The 13,339-nt window shown below is 71.1% G+C and carries 13 protein-coding genes; 7 read left to right on the top strand and 6 right to left on the bottom strand.

Translation table 11 applies throughout. The annotated features are described in order from the left end of the window. Positions 1–196: 196 nt before the first annotated feature. The gene (locus ABZZ74_RS07145) at positions 197–832 is read right to left on the bottom strand and encodes a uridine kinase (RefSeq protein WP_356762296.1); all 636 of its coding nucleotides are present in this window, start codon (positions 830–832) and stop codon (positions 197–199) included. Positions 833–959: 127 nt separating this feature from the next. On the opposite strand from ABZZ74_RS07145, the gene ABZZ74_RS07140 reads away from it, so the two are divergent. Continuing rightward, positions 960–1,367 (top strand): hypothetical protein, encoded by a 408-nt coding sequence (locus tag ABZZ74_RS07140; RefSeq protein WP_356762295.1) that lies wholly within the window; start codon positions 960–962, stop codon positions 1,365–1,367. A gap of 59 nt (positions 1,368–1,426) precedes the next feature. Here ABZZ74_RS07140 and ABZZ74_RS07135 read toward each other — a convergent pair whose 3' ends face one another. The 5 genes from ABZZ74_RS07135 to deoC form a co-directional block, all read right to left on the bottom strand. Beyond that, a complete protein-coding gene (locus tag ABZZ74_RS07135) occupies positions 1,427–1,678 on the bottom strand; it encodes a type II toxin-antitoxin system RelE/ParE family toxin (protein WP_356762294.1) in 252 nt (83 codons plus the stop codon). Then, positions 1,679–1,927 carry a type II toxin-antitoxin system Phd/YefM family antitoxin gene (locus ABZZ74_RS07130; protein ID WP_208782558.1) on the bottom strand — a complete coding sequence of 83 codons (249 nt, stop codon included), beginning with the start codon at positions 1,925–1,927 and terminating at the stop codon, positions 1,679–1,681. A 99-nt stretch (positions 1,928–2,026) separates the two neighbouring features. Continuing rightward, positions 2,027–2,914, bottom strand: a complete 888-nt coding sequence (locus ABZZ74_RS07125) for an aldehyde dehydrogenase family protein (protein ID WP_356762293.1) — start codon at positions 2,912–2,914, stop codon at positions 2,027–2,029. Beyond that, the gene (locus ABZZ74_RS07120) at positions 2,907–4,343 is read right to left on the bottom strand and encodes an aldehyde dehydrogenase family protein (protein WP_356762292.1); all 1,437 of its coding nucleotides are present in this window, start codon (positions 4,341–4,343) and stop codon (positions 2,907–2,909) included. Before ABZZ74_RS07120 ends, ABZZ74_RS07125 begins: the two co-directional genes overlap by 8 nt. A 5-nt stretch (positions 4,344–4,348) precedes the next feature. Beyond that, a complete protein-coding gene (deoC, locus tag ABZZ74_RS07115) occupies positions 4,349–5,311 on the bottom strand; it encodes a deoxyribose-phosphate aldolase (protein WP_356762314.1) in 963 nt (320 codons plus the stop codon). A 152-nt stretch (positions 5,312–5,463) separates the two neighbouring features. Here deoC and ABZZ74_RS07110 point away from each other — a divergent pair, with 152 nt between their 5' ends. The 6 genes from ABZZ74_RS07110 to ABZZ74_RS07085 all read left to right on the top strand — a co-directional run bounded on the left by ABZZ74_RS07110 (position 5,464) and on the right by ABZZ74_RS07085 (position 13,297). Beyond that, positions 5,464–6,135, top strand: a complete 672-nt coding sequence (locus ABZZ74_RS07110; protein WP_356762291.1) for a PH domain-containing protein — start codon at positions 5,464–5,466, stop codon at positions 6,133–6,135. Between the two features lie 238 nt (positions 6,136–6,373). Next, positions 6,374–6,763, top strand: a complete 390-nt coding sequence (locus tag ABZZ74_RS07105; RefSeq protein WP_356762290.1) for a hypothetical protein — start codon at positions 6,374–6,376, stop codon at positions 6,761–6,763. Between the two features lie 91 nt (positions 6,764–6,854). Further along, positions 6,855–7,862, top strand: a complete 1,008-nt coding sequence (gene pstC, locus ABZZ74_RS07100) for a phosphate ABC transporter permease subunit PstC (RefSeq protein ID WP_356762289.1) — start codon at positions 6,855–6,857, stop codon at positions 7,860–7,862. Positions 7,863–7,896: 34 nt separating this feature from the next. Continuing rightward, positions 7,897–9,147, top strand: a complete 1,251-nt coding sequence (gene pstA, locus ABZZ74_RS07095) for a phosphate ABC transporter permease PstA (protein ID WP_356762288.1) — start codon at positions 7,897–7,899, stop codon at positions 9,145–9,147. 32 nt (positions 9,148–9,179) lie between these two features. Further along, positions 9,180–10,832: a phosphate ABC transporter substrate-binding protein PstS gene (gene pstS / locus ABZZ74_RS07090; protein ID WP_356762287.1), complete on the top strand. Its 1,653-nt coding sequence runs from the start codon at positions 9,180–9,182 to the stop codon at positions 10,830–10,832. Then, the gene (locus ABZZ74_RS07085) at positions 10,832–13,297 is read left to right on the top strand and encodes a hypothetical protein (RefSeq protein WP_356762286.1); all 2,466 of its coding nucleotides are present in this window, start codon (positions 10,832–10,834) and stop codon (positions 13,295–13,297) included. Before pstS ends, ABZZ74_RS07085 begins: the two co-directional genes overlap by 1 nt. Positions 13,298–13,339 lie beyond the last annotated feature (42 nt).

Raw genomic sequence — 13,339 nt, 5'->3', positions numbered from 1 at the left:
CCACCCCCCAGGTCATCCGCTCGACAGGGGGACACAGTCATGCCGGGCCCGGAGGCCAGCGGCCCTCTTGCAGGACCGCGAAGAAGATAACGGGGACACGGGGGAAGCACCACCACGGGGGCACGGGGGAGAGCGGGGCTGGAGGGCCGGGGGGTCCGTCCAGTCCCGCTTTCGCGTGCGCTCAGCGGTACTCGGCTCAGGGGGTCGGGGTCGCCGCCGGGCGCCGGCCCACCGCAGCCGCGGCCAGACGGCCGAGGGCCTCGTCCTTGTCGCAGGGGTGGGCGCCGAGGGAGGTCTGGCGGGCGATGATCGTGCGTTCCTGCCGCATCAGACGCCAGCCGCGGCGGAGGAGGAAGGGCACCGACTTGCGGCCCTCCTTCAGGTCGCGCAGGAAGCGGCGGCGGAACGTGCGCACCGGGCCGCGGTTCAGGCACAGCGCGTCGGCCAGCAGGCCCAACTCCCGGCAGCGGTCGACGATCTCGGCGGCGAAGATGCCCTCGGCGATGAAGAGGGGCGTGCGGCCGATGTCCACGGTCTCCTCGCCGGTGCGGGCGGAGAGGGAGATGTCGTAGACCGGGATCTTCGTACGGCCCGTGCGGCACAGTTCCTCGATGGCCGCGACCGCGACGTCCGTGTCCCAGGAGCCCGGGTGGTCCCAGTCGATGTCGGAGCTTCCCGCCACCAGCGGCAGTGTCGGGTCGTCGCCCTCCTTGTAGAAGTCGTCGAGGCGCAGCACGGGGAGGCCGGAGCGGGCGGCGACCAGGGACTTGCCCGAGCCCGAGGGGCCGCACAGCAGCACGACGCGGGCGGGGGAGGGGAGATGGATGCTCACGGGACACCAGTTTGACGTATTCCGTACGCCTGATCGACCCCGCGGGTCGGCTTTGGAGCGTGCGTCACACCTCAACTACCCTTCGTGTCGACCTGATCACCCTGCGCACCAGAAGGTGGCACCAGCGATGGCCCGACACACGTCCTCCCCGACCCCGACCGCCCAGCGCGCCCTCGTCGCCCTCGCCACGGCAGGGGTGGCGCTCGGCGCGGGTGCCGCGACGGCCTCCGCGGACACCGCGCCGGTGGTGAACGAGGTGGTGCACACCCGGCCCACGTCGCTCGGCCGCGTCGACCCCCACGCCGGTCTCCAGGCCGTCACCGGCGTGGTCGGCTACGTCACCGGTCCCGTCGCCGGCCTCAAGCCCAACCCCCTCGCGGGCACCGGCGTCGACCCCCTCGACAACGGCGTGGCCACCCAGCTCGCCGACTTCCAGCCCCTCGCCTCCCAGGCCCTGACCGGCCCGATCGCCGAGGCCCAGTCGATCGGCAGCATCCCGGTCCTCGGCCAGGCCACCACCCTCCTGAACCACTGACCCACAACCAAGAGCCGCGCTTCCCCGGGTAGATGGGGAGGCGCGGCTCTTGGTTTCTGTCAGGGGGTGCGGCCGAGGTGGGTGACCAGAATGTGGATCACGTCATCGTCGATGACGTACAGGACTCGGTAGTCGCCGACGTGCAGGCGCCGAAGGTCGGGCGAGCCGTAGGGGATGGAGCCCGGTGGGCGAGGCTGAGTGGCCAAAGCGTCTACGGCCTCGTAAACGGCGGCCAGTCCCGCTGGATCCTCCTTGAGGAACCGCGCGGCCGCGTTGGTCGCGCGGGGCTCCCAGACGATCTCGTAGGCCACTTACCGCAGCCCCAGCATCCGGCCGACTTCCTCATGTGGGATGCCCGGCTCCAGGGTCCCTTCCGCCTTGCGTCGTTGGTAGTCCGCAAACACGAGGGCGTCTTCGAGATCCTCTATCACCTGCGGCGACACGAGGAGGGCGGCCACGTGGCCGTGGTCGGTGAGGGCGATGGTCTCGCGGCCGTGGGCGGCGCGACGGACCAGGTCGCCGAGCTGGGAACGGGCGGCGCTGATGGCGATCTCAACCATGGGCAGACCCTACAGAAGATTCATCTAGTGAGCAATTTATCGAACTAGTGAGCCGCGCCTCCCCCGGACGGAGGGGAGGCGCGGCTCGGTTCGTGGGGGTCAGTAGGACGAACCCGACGCGCCCAGGGAGCCCGTGGGGTGCCAGACCGTCTTCGTTTCCAGGAACGCCGTCAGGCGGTCGGTGCCGGGGGTGGCGAGCCAGTTGTCCACAGGCTGTGGACGAAGGACCCGCTTCAGGTTGTCCGCCGCCGCGATCTCCAGTTCCTTCGCCAGGACCTCGTCCGCACCCGCGAGATCGATCGCGTTGACGTCCTGGTGGGCCGCCAGCGGCGTCGCGATCTCCGCCGTACGGCCGGACAGGACGTTGACCACACCGCCGGGGACGTCCGAGGTCGCCAGGACCTCGGCGAGGGACAGGGCCGGGAGCGGGGACTTCTCGCTCGCCACCACCACCGCCGTGTTGCCCGTCGCGATCACCGGCGCCACCACGGAGACCAGGCCGAGGAAGGGCGAATCCTGCGGGGCCAGGACGGCCACCACGCCCGTCGGTTCGGGCGAGGAGAGGTTGAAGTACGGGCCCGCGACCGGGTTTCCGCCGCCCACCACCTGCGCGATCTTGTCCGTCCAGCCCGCGTACCAGACCCAGCGGTCGATCGCCGCCTCGACCTGCTCGGCCGCCTTGGACTTCGACAGTCCCTCCGCGTCCGCCACCTCGTGGACGAACTGCGCCTTGCGGCCCTCCAGCATCTCCGCGACCCGGTAGAGGACCTGACCGCGGTTGTAGGCGGTCGTTCCGGACCAGGCACCGAACGCCTTGCGGGCCGCCACCACCGCGTCACGGGCGTCCTTGCGGGACGAAAGGGGCGCGTTCGCCAGCCAGTTGCCCTTGGAGTCGCTCACCTCGTACACCCGGCCGCTCTCGGAACGCGGGAACTTCCCGCCGACGTACAGCTTGTAGGTCTTGAAGACAGACAGGCGATCAGACATCGAGGTATGCCTCCAGGCCGTGGCGGCCGCCCTCGCGGCCGAAGCCCGACTCCTTGTAACCGCCGAACGGCGAGGTCGGGTCGAACTTGTTGAACGTGTTGGACCAGACGACGCCGGCCCGGAGCTTGTTCGCGACCGCCAGGATGCGCGAGCCCTTCTCCGTCCAGACGCCCGCGGACAGGCCGTACGGCGTGTTGTTCGCCTTGGCCACCGCCTCGTCCGGAGTGCGGAAGGTGAGGATCGACAGGACCGGGCCGAAGATCTCGTCGCGGGCCACGGTGTGCGCCTGGGTGACGTTCGTGAAGAGCGTCGGGGCGAACCAGTAGCCGGAGGAGGGCAGTTCACAGGCCGGCGACCAGCGTTCGGCGCCCTCCGCCTCGCCCTGCTCCACGAGCCGGGTGATACGGGAGAGCTGCTCCTCGGAGTTGATCGCGCCGATGTCCGTGTTCTTGTCCAGCGGATCGCCGAGCCGGAGCGTGGAGAGCCTGCGCTTCAGGGACTGAAGCAGCTCCTCCTCGATCGACTCCTGGACGAGCAGCCGGCTGCCGGCGCAGCACACCTGGCCCTGGTTGAAGAAGATCCCGTTGACGATCCCCTCCACCGCCTGGTCGATCGGGGCGTCGTCGAAGACGATGTTGGCGCCCTTGCCGCCCAGTTCGAGGGTGAGCTTCTTGCGGGTGCCCGCGACCGTTCGCGCGATCTCCTTGCCGACGGCCGTGGAGCCGGTGAAGGCCACCTTGTTCACGTCCGGGTGCGCGACCAGCGCGGCGCCCGTGTCGCCGTAACCGGGAAGGATGTTGACGACACCCTTGGGCAGACCGGCCTGGCGGCAGACGTCCGCGAAGAACAGGGCGGACAGCGGGGTCGTCTCGGCGGGCTTGAGGACCACGGTGTTGCCGGTGGCGAGCGCCGGGGCGATCTTCCACGCCAGCATCAGCAGCGGGAAGTTCCAGGGGATGACCTGGCCTGCGACGCCCAGCGGCTTCGGCGAGGCGCCGAACCCGGCGTGGTCGAGCTTGTCGGCCCAGCCCGCGTAGTAGAAGAAGTGCGCGGCGACCAGGGGGAGGTCCGCGTCGCGGGTCTCCTTGATCGGCTTGCCGTTGTCGAGGGTTTCGAGGACGGCGAGCTCGCGCGACCGCTCCTGGATGATCCGCGCGATCCGGAACAGGTACTTGGCGCGCTCGGCGCCGGGCAGCGCCGACCACTTCTCGAAGGCCTTGCGGGCGGCCCGCACGGCACGGTCGACGTCCTCGGCGCCGGCCTGCGCGACCTCCGACAGCACCTCCTCGGTGCTGGGGGAGACCGTCTTGAAGACCTTGCCGTCGGCCGCCTCCACGAACTCGCCGTCGATGAACAGGCCGTAGGAGGGTGCGATGTCGACGATCGCGCGGGACTCAGGGGCGGGCGCGTACTCGAATGCGGATGCCATGGTGATCAGTCCACCGTCACGTAGTCGGGGCCGGAGTAGCGGCCGGTGGCCAGCTTCTGACGCTGCATCAGCAGGTCGTTCAGGAGCGAGGAGGCGCCGAAGCGGAACCAGTGGTTGTCCAGCCAGTCCTCGCCGGCGGTCTCGTTGACCAGCACGAGGAACTTGATGGCGTCCTTGGAGGTGCGGATGCCGCCGGCCGGCTTCACGCCGACCTGGACGCCGGTCTGCGCACGGAAGTCGCGCACCGCCTCCAGCATCAGCAGGGTGTTCGCCGGGGTCGCGTTCACCGCCACCTTGCCGGTGGACGTCTTGATGAAGTCGGCGCCGGCCAGCATGCCGAGCCAGCTCGCGCGCCGGATGTTGTCGTACGTCGACAGCTCGCCGGTCTCGAAGATGACCTTGAGCCGGGCCTCGGACCCGCAGGTCTCCTTCACGGCCGTGATCTCGTCGTACACCTTGAGGTAGTCGCCCGCGAGGAAGGCCCCGCGGTCGATGACCATGTCGATCTCGTCGGCGCCCGCGGCGACCGCCTCGCGCACGTCGGCCAGCTTCACGGACAGCGGCGCGCGGCCGGCCGGGAAGGCGGTGGCGACGGAGGCGACCTTCACGGAGGAGCCGGCGACGGCCGCCTTCGCGGCGGGCACCATGTCGGGGTAGACGCAGACGGCCGCGGTCGAGGGGGTCGTCCGGTCCGTCGGGTCGGGGCGGACCGCCTTGGCGCCGAGCGCCCGGACCTTGCCCGGGGTGTCCGCGCCTTCCAGCGTCGTCAGGTCGACCATCGAGATGGCGAGGTCGATGGCGTACGCCTTCGCGGTCGTCTTGATGGAACGGGTCCCGAGCGAGGCGGCCCGCGCCTCCAGGCCGACCGCGTCGACGCCGGGCAGCCCGTGCAGGAAGCGGCGCAGCGTGGCGCCGGACGCGGTGACGTCCGTCAGTGCGTGGGCTGCGGTAGGTGCATTGGTGGGCATGGTCACCAGACGAGCATATCTACGCGCGTAGCGGCTGTACAGCCCGACGAACGGCTCTGCTGAGGCTGAGGAACGGCTCTGGGTGAGGCGGAGGAGCAGCTCGCCGTGAAGCCGAGGAACGGCTCGTTGTGGGGCTGAGGCACAATCGCAGCATGACGACCCCCGACCGGATCTACCGATCCTCCGCCGGCATCGCCGGTGGTGTGCTGCTGCTGGCCATCGCCGCCTGGCTCGGCATCGACGCCATCGTCGCCGGCCACGGCCGCACCCCCTGGCTCGCACTGGCCACCCTGATCCTCGTCGTGCCGCTGGTCGTCGCCTTCACCCTCCGCCCCGCCGTCCACGCCAACGAGGAACGGCTGCGCATCCGCAACCCCTTCCGGGTGATCGTCGTCCCCTGGGGTGAGGCCGCGGCGCTGCGGTCCGGCTACTCGAACGAGGTCGTCGCCAAGTCCGGCACCAAGTACCAGCTGTGGGCCGTCCCCGTCTCCCTGCGGGCCCGCAAGCGGGCGGCCCGTCAGGAGGCCAGGTCGGCGGCCGACCGCTCCGCCGAGGCCGGTGGACGGCCCCGCCGGGGCGGCTTCGGCGGCTTCGGCGGTATGGGCGCGCTGGGCGGTGGCGGCTACCCGCGCGGCACCGCCGCACCGGAGGGTCCCGCGCGCGCCGAGGCCGACAAGATCATGGACGACCTGCGCGAACTGATGGAGACCAAGGGCGAGGCGGAGAGCGCGCAGGGCGAGGTCACGGTCCGCTGGGCGTACGAGGTCGCCGGGCCGGCGCTGGCCGGGGCGCTGCTGCTGGCCATTCTGCTGGCGGTGGGGTGAGCGGGGCCGGCTACGGCCGGGCTGGCTCGCCCCTTTTGGCAACGTTGTCCCACTGACTCAGCGAGCGCTTTCCCTGCGGCTTTCCTAGGGGTTACCGAGGGGATACTTCGACATGAAGCATGGGCGCGGCCGATGCATTTGTCCGATCGCCGTCATACCCGTATCAGTAGATTGCCCATGCCACCCATAGCGCCGTACCTGCGGATTTTACTCAACGATGGGCGGCGGGGGTGGGGACATGGACTGGTCCGGGGGGACGGCAAGACCTGCCGTCGCGGCGGGCATGCGATGCCAGATCGACATCAACGGTGCGGGCGGGTTCGGCTGGCGGCTGGTGGCACCCAACGGGCGCTCCGTCGCGGTGTCGCTGACCTCGCAGGACACCCACGACCGATGTCGCGCCGCGTTCGTGCGGCTGTGCGCGGAGCACGGCGAGATCGGCGGCGGTGTGCAGCACAGCACAGAGGGCGGCTGGGTGTGGCTGGCCTGGGACGCGGCCGGCCGGCATGTGGCCGGATCGCCGCGCACGTACGAGCGGCACGCGACCTGCCGGGCCGCGTACGACCGCTTCCGCGCGTTATTGCCCGAACTCGTCGGCGCGGGACCGGAATTATGGGGCGAGACGTGAAGACGCCGAGGTGACGGAAGTTCCCCCCAGGGAACCTCTCGTTCACGTTTCGGGATGGGCATGTCAACCGATGGCACTGAGTGTCTGAAACGTGTCTGTGCTGAGAACCGACGTCGGCGACCCCGACGCACCGAGACGTCTGTACGCCGATCCCGGGCTGACCGACCGGGTCTTCCGCGCGGTGCTGCGCTCCGGCGGCGGCTTCGTGCTCGCCGTCATGCTGCTCGTCGGCGGCTTCCTGCTCTACCGGGCCTGGCTGGCACTGGACAAGGCCGGCTGTTCCTTCCTGACCACCGCCGAGTGGGCCCCGGACGCCGGGCGGTTCGGCATCGCGGCCGTGCTCGTCGGCACCGTGCTGATCGCGACCGTCGCGGTCCTGGTCGCCGTACCACTGGCCACCGGCGCGGCGCTGTACATCTCCGAGTACGCCCCGGCGCGGCTGCGCCGGACGCTGATCAGCGTCGTCGACCTGATGGCCGCCGTCCCCTCCGTGGTCTACGGACTGTGGGGCGTGTTCTTCCTGCAGGACAAGGTCCTGCCCACCGCCCGCTGGATCTCCGCCTACCTCGGCTGGATCCCCGTCTTCTCCGTCCGGGGCGCCGATCCCGACGACCCCCTCGCGCCCGAGAGCGTCTACACCTCCTCGACGTTCATCGCCGGCCTGGTCGTCGGCATGATGATCGCCCCGATCATCTGCTCGATCATGCGCGAGGTCTTCTCCCAGGCACCCGCCGGTGAACGCGAGGGCGCCTACGCGCTCGGCGCCACCCGATGGGGCATGATCCGCAGCGTCGTCCTGCCGTTCGGGCGCGGCGGGATGATCGGCGGCACCATGCTCGGGCTCGGCCGCGCGCTCGGCGAGACCATCGCCATCTTCGTGATCATCTCGCTGACCTTCGACATCCAGTGGCACGTCCTGCAGTCAGGTACCAGCTCGGTCTCCTCGCTGATCGCCCTGCGCTACGGCGAGGCCAGTGAGTTCGGCATGTCCGCGCTGATGGCGGCCGGTTTCGCCCTGTTCGTGATGACGCTGATCGTCAACTTCGCCGCCTCCTCCATCGTCGCCCGGTCGCGCTCGGGCGCGGCGAGCGACGCCTGAGGCCCACCCCACCGCCGTACAGGAAGAAGCGACCATGACCGTTGCCCCCGAAGCGCCCGGCGCGCGTCCGGCGGCCGGCCGCCCGCGCACCACGCTGCCCGGCCCGCCGCACGCCGCCGAACCCGGCGCTGAGCGACGCCGCGCCCTGACGCAGCTGCGCGCCACCGACGTCTACGCCATGACCGGCGCGGCCGCCTCCGCGGTGGCGCTGACGTGGCTGCTGTTCACCCGGCTGCTGCCGTTCGACGGCGCCGTCGGCTTCGTCGTCGTGGCGTACGGCCTCTTCCTGCTGATCTACGCGCTGCTGGTCTCCTTCGACGAGGACGGACCCGCCGTCGTCGACCGGATCGCGGCGGCGGTGGTGCGGTCGATGGGCCTGCTGCTCGTGGTGATCCTCACCTTCGTCGTCTGCTACGCCCTCGTCGAGGGCCGCAAGGCGCTGGTGCACGCGAACTTCTTCACCGAGGACATGCAACGGGCCGGGCCGCTGGAACCGCTCAGTGTGGGCGGAGCGCTGCACGCCGCGGCCGGCACCCTGATCATGATCGTGCTCGCGCTGGCGGTCACCGTGCCGACCGGGCTGGTCTGCGCGGTCTTCCTCACCGAGGTGCCCGGCCCCTACGCCCGGTTCGTACGCACCATCGTCGAGGCGATGACCGCGCTGCCGTCGATCGTCGCCGGCCTGTTCGTCTACGCCACCGCCATCCTCGGGCTCGGCCTCGACCAGTCGGGACTCGCCGCCGCCCTCGCCCTGTCGGTGATGATGCTGCCGATCATCATCCGGGCCGCCGACGTCGTCATCCGCCTGGTGCCCGGAACGCTGCGCGAGGCGTCGTACGCCATGGGCACGAGCCGCTGGCGCACGGTGTGGCACGTGGTGCTGCCGACCTGCCGCTCCGGGCTGACCACCGCCGTGATCCTCGGCACCGCGCGCGGCATCGGCGAGACCTCGCCCGTGCTGCTGACCGCGGGCTTCACCTCCGAGCTCAACCTCGACCCGCTGCACGGCCCGATGGTCTCCCTGCCGCTCGCCACCTTCGAGTTCGTCAAGTCGCCCGAGCCGACGATGATCTCGCGCGGCTTCGGTACGGCGGCCCTGCTGATGGCGCTGGTGCTGCTGCTGTTCGTCGCCGCCCGTGTCATCGGCGGCCGCGGACCTGGGCAGTTGACGCGCCGTCAGGAACACCGCCGGGTACTCGCCTCGCGCCGTGACGCGCGTCGGTTCGCCGAGCGCACGGCCGCCCCGCACCCCCCCGTCCGTACCGAACCCGGGAGTCCGTCCTGAAACCCGCCACTCGCTTCCGTCTGGCGGCCACCGTGCTGTCACTGCTGTGCGGCCTGCTGGCCGTGCAGACGCCGCCCGCCGCGGCGGCCTCCTACGCCAAGATCACCGGCTCCGGCTCGACCTGGAGCTCCAACGCCGTCCAGCAGTGGGTCCGCAACGTCAAGGCCAACTACGGCATGACCGTCAACTTCACGGCCAACGGCTCCTCGCAGGGCCGCGAGCAGTTCAAGAACGGCACCGTCGACTTCGCGGTCTCCGAGATCCCGTACGGCCTGAAGGAACAGGGCATCACGGACACCCCGCCGAGCCGCGGCTACGCGTACATGCCGATCGTGGCCGGCGGTACAGCGTTCATGTACAACCTCAAGATCAACGGAAAGATGGTCACCAACCTCCGCCTGTCCGGGGACGTCGTGACCAAGATCTTCACGGGCCGGATCACCCGCTGGAACGACCCCGCCATCGCCGCCGACAACCCCGGTCTGACCATGCCGGCCCGCGCGATCGTCCCGGTCGTCCGCTCCGACGGATCCGGCACCAGCGCCCAGTTCACCATGTGGATGTCCAAGCAGTACCCGGCCCTGTGGAACGACTACTGCTCACGCACCGGGCGCGGCGGCGGCAACTGCGGCATGACCTCCAACTACCCGCTGCTCAGCGGCTCCGCGATGATCTCCAAGTCCGGCTCGCTGGGCGTCTCCGGACATGTCCGCCAGCCCTCCGGCGAGGGCGCGATCACCTACGTCGAGTACTCCTACGCCAAGAACACCGGCTTCCCGGTGGCCAAGGTGCTCAACAAGGACAACTACTACGTCGAGCCGACCGCCGCGAGCGTCGCGGTGGCCCTGACCAAGGCCGAGATCAACCAGAACAAGTCGTCCGTCAACTACCTGACGCAGATCCTCGACAAGGTCTACGCCAACCCGGACGCCCGCACCTATCCGCTCTCCAGCTACAGCTACATGATCCTGCCGACGAAGGAGGAGTCCGGCTTCACCAAGGCCAAGGGCAACTCCCTGGGCACGTTCGCCCGTTACTTCCTGTGCGACGGCCAGCAGCAGGCGGACGACCTCGGCTACTCGCCGCTGCCGAAGAACCTCGTCCAGGCCGGCTTCGACCAGATCCGCAGGGTGCCGGGCGCGCCGACCGGCTCGATCAACATCAACGACTGCCGCAACCCCACCTTCTCCGGCGGCGTCAACACCCTGATCAAGAACGCCCCTTACCCCCGGTCCTGCGACAAGAAGGGGACGACGCAGTGCACCACCGGCACCGCGGGCGCCGCGGGCACGGACACCCCGGTGAAGCCGGGCGCGCGGGGCGGTAACACCTCGGGCGGCTCCGGGACCTCGGGTGGTTCCTCCTCGACGGGCGGTTCCGCCACGACCGGCGGCACGGGCGGGGGCGGCGGTGGAACGACCGGCGGCACCACGTCCGGCGCGTCCGGCGGCTCCGCCGGGGGCACCGTCGACCCCGACACCGGCGAAGTGGTCAGCGGCGACGGCACGGGCACCGGCGACACGTCCGTCGCAGCCAACCCGGTGGCCCTCGCCGCGGACAACGGCCTGGGCATGCGCGGCGCCCTGATGGCCCTGTCCGCCGTCCTGCTCCTCGCGGTGGTCGTCGGGCCGCCGCTCACCGCGCGGATGCTGGCGGCCCGCACCCGCCGCAAGGGAGAGCTGTGATGAGCCGGCCGACGACCAGGACGTCACCCGGCCGTCGCCGGGTGGCCGCGGGCCTCGGCTGCCTGCTGTCCGCCTTACTGCTGGCGGTGCTGCCGCTGCCCCGGGGCGTCGACCGGGCGCAGGCCGCCACCGAGAGCTCCGTGGTGACCAAGAGCGGCACGAAGGCGGCGAACGGCGACGACTTCTCCGGCCTGAAGGTCACCGTGCACCAGACGAAGGGGCTGACCGGACAGGCCGTGCGGGTGACCTGGGCGGGCGGGGAGCCGGCCACGCGCTCCGACACGGACTTCCTGTCCGTCATGCAGTGCTGGGGGGACGAGGCGACCGGGCCCGACCGAACGCAGTGCGAGTTCGGCACCTCGTCGGTCGCGCAGTCGGGCAGCGGCCGGTCCGTGTTCCTGGCCGGACACGGCTCCGTCGGCGACCCGCTGGAGACCGAGTCCGCGACTCCGCTCGACCACAACGGCACCCACTTCGTGCCCTTCCGGCCGGTGCCGGGGCAGGGGGAGGCCACCACCAGCGGCACCGACACCACGTACTTCACCGGCGGGGACACCAACGCCCTCCCCTACCTGCCGAACGACGGCAACGGCGGCGGCGACGTGGCCTTCGAGCTGAAGTCGTCCCTGGAGCAGCCCGCGATGGGCTGCGGGGCGCGCAGGACGGCCTCGGGCGGGATGGAGCCGTGCTGGCTGGTGGTCGTGCCCCGCGGCAGCCACGACCCCGACGGCGGGACCCACCCCGCGGGCAACCAGGCAGCCTCCTCGCTCAGCCGGTCGAACTGGGACCAGCGCATCGTCTTCCGGCTGGACTTCGAGCCGGTCACGGACAACTGCGATCCCGACAAGCCCGAGCGCGGCATCATGGGGTCCGAGCTGGCCACCGACGCCATCACCTCCTGGCAGAGCGCGCTGTGCGCGACCGGGAACTACCGGTTCAGCTTCACCCAGTCCAGCGAGGACCAGGCCCGCTCCGCGGTGACCTCGGGCGACTCGGTGGCGGGGCTCGCGCTGACGGTGAACCCCGTCGAGGCGGTCGACGGGGCGGCGCAGGTGGTGCACGCACCGGTCGCGGTCACCGGCCTCGCGATCGGTTTCGTCTGGATGTACGACAGTCCGGACGACCGGAGCCTGCCTCTGACGGGGCTCAAGCTCAACCAGCGGCTGCTGGCCAAGGTCCTCACCCAGTCCTACCCGTTCAGCCTCGTCCAGCCCGAGGAGGGCGTCCCCGCGTACGTCTCCGGAAATCCGGAATCGATCGTGAAGGACCCCGAATTCCGCGAACTCAATCCGGAACTCGCGGGCCAGGCGGCCGTCAACGCGCCCGTGGGTCTCGCCGTCGCCCTGCAGAACTCCGACTCCGCCCGCCTGGTGTGGAAATACATTCTGGCGGACCTCGCCGCCCGTGACTTCGTCGCCGGGAAGGCCGACCCCTGGGGAATGAAGGTCAATCCCGCGTACAAGGACGGCGTGGTCTCGGACACGCTGGACTTCTTCCCCAAGGCGGATCTCACGCCTACGAAGGTCGACTGCGGGGTGGCCACGGGCCAGACCGTCACCCGCACCCCGCAGGACGTGGTCCCCTACGTCAACGACATGCACGACGGGGCGCTGCGGATCCGCCGCGGCGACATCGGGACCGCCTACAAGTGCGCCATCGACCAGAGCGGGCCCAAACTCTCCGCCGTGGGCCGGCAGACCCTGACGGACCAGCGACAGTACGGCGTCGTGGACAACGCCTCCGCGGTGCGCTACCTGCTGGGCACCGCCGCCCTGCCGAACGCCGACGGGACGTACGTCAGGCCGACCGACGCGTCCCTGCTCAAGGCGGTCGCGGAGATGCCCGACTCGGACGTGGCCGGCGTCAAGGCGCCCGACCCGGCGAGGATGCGGGACGGCGCCTACCCGCTGACCGCGGTGGTCTACGCGGCCGCCTCCGTCGACCAGGGCAGGGACGCCCGGCAGGACTACGCCAAGGTGATGCGGTACGCGGCCGGCGCCGGGCAGACCCAGGGCACCGAGAAGGGCAGGCTGCCGTACGGCTACGCGCCGCTGCCCACGGCTCTGCGCACCCAGGCGCGGCAGGCGGCGGAGCGGCTGGTGAAGGGCGTACCGGACACCGGGACGCCGTCCGGCGGCCCCTCCCAGGGCGGCGGCGACCTCGGCGGCACCGGCGGCGGCGCGGCGGGCGGCGGCCTGGCCGGCGGCTCCGGGGCCCGCGGCTCGGCGGGCACGTCCGGCGGTACGGCGGGCTCCGCCGCGCCGGACGCCGGCCGGCCCTCGGCGGCCCCGACGGAGACCGACCCCGCCCAGCAGAACGTGGCCCAGTCCGGCGGACACACACCCGCGGAGGTGCTCGGGCTGATCCGCTGGGTCCTGCTCGGCGTCCTCGTCGCCGGCGGCGCGGCCTCGCTCGTGGGCCCGGTCATGCTGCGGCTGTCGCTGCGGGGGGCGGCCGGCGGCTGAGAAATCCGCGGCGCGCGGATTTCCGGCAGGTCTTTTCGGAAA

The organism is Streptomyces sp. NPDC006476 (genome assembly GCF_040612015.1).
Lineage (GTDB): Bacteria > Actinomycetota > Actinomycetes > Streptomycetales > Streptomycetaceae > Streptomyces > Streptomyces griseorubiginosus_B.
The sequence above is the reverse complement of the archived record's forward strand: the minus strand, read 5'-3'. Positions and strand labels throughout refer to the sequence as shown.

Excerpts from the sequence above, each read along its gene's own strand:
- ABZZ74_RS07140 (WP_356762295.1), top strand. The coding sequence starts at position 960 with ATGGCCCGACACACGTCCTCCCCGACCCCGACCGCCCAGCGCGCCCTC.
- ABZZ74_RS07130 (WP_208782558.1), bottom strand. The coding sequence starts at position 1,927 with ATGGTTGAGATCGCCATCAGCGCCGCCCGTTCCCAGCTCGGCGACCTG.
- ABZZ74_RS07125 (WP_356762293.1), bottom strand. The coding sequence starts at position 2,914 with ATGTCTGATCGCCTGTCTGTCTTCAAGACCTACAAGCTGTACGTCGGC.
- ABZZ74_RS07120 (WP_356762292.1), bottom strand. The coding sequence starts at position 4,343 with ATGGCATCCGCATTCGAGTACGCGCCCGCCCCTGAGTCCCGCGCGATC.
- deoC (WP_356762314.1), bottom strand. The coding sequence starts at position 5,311 with ATGCCCACCAATGCACCTACCGCAGCCCACGCACTGACGGACGTCACC.
- ABZZ74_RS07110 (WP_356762291.1), top strand. The coding sequence starts at position 5,464 with ATGACGACCCCCGACCGGATCTACCGATCCTCCGCCGGCATCGCCGGT.
- ABZZ74_RS07105 (WP_356762290.1), top strand. The coding sequence starts at position 6,374 with ATGGACTGGTCCGGGGGGACGGCAAGACCTGCCGTCGCGGCGGGCATG.
- pstA (WP_356762288.1), top strand. The coding sequence starts at position 7,897 with ATGACCGTTGCCCCCGAAGCGCCCGGCGCGCGTCCGGCGGCCGGCCGC.
- ABZZ74_RS07085 (WP_356762286.1), top strand. The coding sequence starts at position 10,832 with ATGAGCCGGCCGACGACCAGGACGTCACCCGGCCGTCGCCGGGTGGCC.